Raw genomic sequence first — 2,169 nt, 5'->3', positions numbered from 1 at the left:
TAAATATATACATGAACAATTCTTATTTCTTGAATTGGTAAAATAATCTCGTATTTTTTCATCATTTTTTTTCCCAGTATTTAAATAATCATCAAATATAACTAATTTTTGATTTTCATCAGGTAAATCTGTTAAAGGGATAATATCGTTATTACTTGCTTCGATTATATCATAACCAACATCATTTGATATTGATTCAAGAGATTGTAATAAATGTTTATATTTCTTTTGTTGAAGATTACGAGCATAAAGATATATTTTATCAAAGTATAATAGTCTGTATATCATATCAAGTAAAAGGTTTGTTTTACCTCCACCAGATGGAGCTGTTAAAAGCATTCTGAAACATCTGTCGGGCATAAAACTATGTAATTGAGTAAAATCGTTATTATCATCGTCATGAATATCGTAATTTTGTATCTTCATATTTATTATGTTATACAATTTAATAGCAATGCGACTAGCTTTGTGTCACGCTATGCGATTATTTTCATATATGATAAGACTATTTTTATATAAATGAATAATATAAATGAGTTTACTTAAATGGAAAGAAATAGCTAATAAAAAATCAGCACTTGGAAAAGAGATAAATACATTAAAAGAAGTAATAAAACAAAAAAAAATAACAGATCAAATGGGTGAAGCTGAAGCTCAAAAACTGTTTCAACCTATTACATCTGGTTTAATGGAACTTACAGTTCCAAAAACACCATTGAGAAGATTGACTAAGAGAAAAGGCCTCGTTCCAGATTATGGAATCGATATTGATGATGAAGTACCTGATTATGGATTAGAAGATTTATTTGTTGAACCACAGAACAACAAGCAATTAGTACCAAAACCACCATCATATGAAGATGTACTTGATGATATAGCATCAGGTGAAAAAAAGATACATATTGATCCTGAATTTATGTATAAACCAGAAGATTTACCACCTGAATATGAAGAAGAAGAAGGACCTGATTATGCCATTTTTGAAGAGGATGCTGTCAACCAAGCTTTAGACAAATTGAATATTCCGAACTATGATGATGTTGAATTACGTCTAAAAGAAGAGGATATGGATAATAACAAGAGGAAAGCTTATTTAAACAAAATCTTGAAAAATGCAAAAGATCAACGATCTAAATTAACAGGATATTCGACAGATGTGACTAAAAAATTAAAAAGTGGTTTAATTACTCAAGCTGAGGCTCAATATCGAAGAAAAATCATTCTAGATACTAGAAAAGTTTTAAATGAATACATTGGTTATAACAAACAAAGATTAACTACTTTAAAAGGATCAGGATTAAGGAAAAAAAGTAAACGAGGTGGACAAATACAGTTTTTCAATAATCCAGCAGAAATGATGAAGAAACTTGAACTAATCATTGGATCAATGGTTGCAGGTAATAATAGCATAGAGTTGAGAAACACTGGAGTAGCGCTTCTAGACATCTTATTGAAAAACTCTATTTTAAACAAGTCACAATATACTAAAATAATGAAAAACTACTTTATATAAACTAATCATATATGGAAAGACAGCTTATATTATCATCTCATTCAGTTAAAAACATTAACAATAATAAGCCAGGTGATTTCACAATTAGATATACAAATCCAATAATGTTAGATTCAAATAAACAATATGAAATTGGTCTTAATCGTATCATTTCGATGTCATTTACTTGGTTTAATGTAACAAAAGAATTAAATAATCAAAAAATCAGATATTCGTCTGATAATGGTTCAAATTGGACTGATTTATCATTTAGATCAGGCGTTTGGAACTATGTTGATTTTAATCGTTTTTTAAAAGATAATATCAACACTGGATCATCAAACAATCCAATATATCCAATAACACTTGAGTTTGATGACACTATTTTCCGCGTCATAGTAACATTAGCACAAAACTATCAACTAGATTTAACACAGTCAGATTTTAATGATCTCATTGGTTTCAATAAAAAGATTTTATCATCTTCTGAAAACATTGGTGATCATATACCAAATTTAAGTCAAGATCGTGAAATATTGAATGTACATTGTGATCTTATTAGTGATAGTCTTGTAGATGGTGATGAAACGGATATTATATACAGCTTTTCAACCAGTACTTTAACACCTAGTTTTAGTTTTACACAAGATCCGAGAAGAGTATTGTTCAACCCTGTT

Annotated in this window: 3 protein-coding genes; 2 read left to right on the top strand and 1 reads right to left on the bottom strand. The window is 28.5% G+C overall.

Going from position 1 to position 2,169, the window contains the following annotated elements; all coding sequences use genetic code 11:
• Positions 1–426, bottom strand: a 426-nt coding sequence (locus tag OIF36_00090) for a hypothetical protein (GenBank protein MCV6598870.1), incomplete at its 3' end; no start/stop codon positions are given.
• Positions 427–532: 106 nt separating this feature from the next.
• On the opposite strand from OIF36_00090, the gene OIF36_00085 reads away from it, so the two are divergent.
• Together OIF36_00085 and OIF36_00080 are read left to right on the top strand one after the other, a co-directional pair.
• Positions 533–1,513, top strand: a complete 981-nt coding sequence (locus OIF36_00085; protein ID MCV6598869.1) for a hypothetical protein — start codon at positions 533–535, stop codon at positions 1,511–1,513.
• An 11-nt stretch (positions 1,514–1,524) separates the two neighbouring features.
• Positions 1,525–2,169: hypothetical protein (locus OIF36_00080; GenBank protein ID MCV6598868.1), on the top strand; the 645-nt coding region annotated here is incomplete at its 3' end.

The organism is Alphaproteobacteria bacterium (assembly GCA_025800285.1).
Lineage (GTDB): Bacteria > Pseudomonadota > Alphaproteobacteria > JAOXRX01 > JAOXRX01 > JAOXRX01.
The sequence above is the reverse complement of the archived record's forward strand: the minus strand, read 5'-3'. Positions and strand labels throughout refer to the sequence as shown.

Coding starts and splice junctions, on each gene's coding strand:
- OIF36_00085 (MCV6598869.1), top strand. CDS start 533: ATGAGTTTACTTAAATGGAAAGAAATAGCTAATAAAAAATCAGCACTT.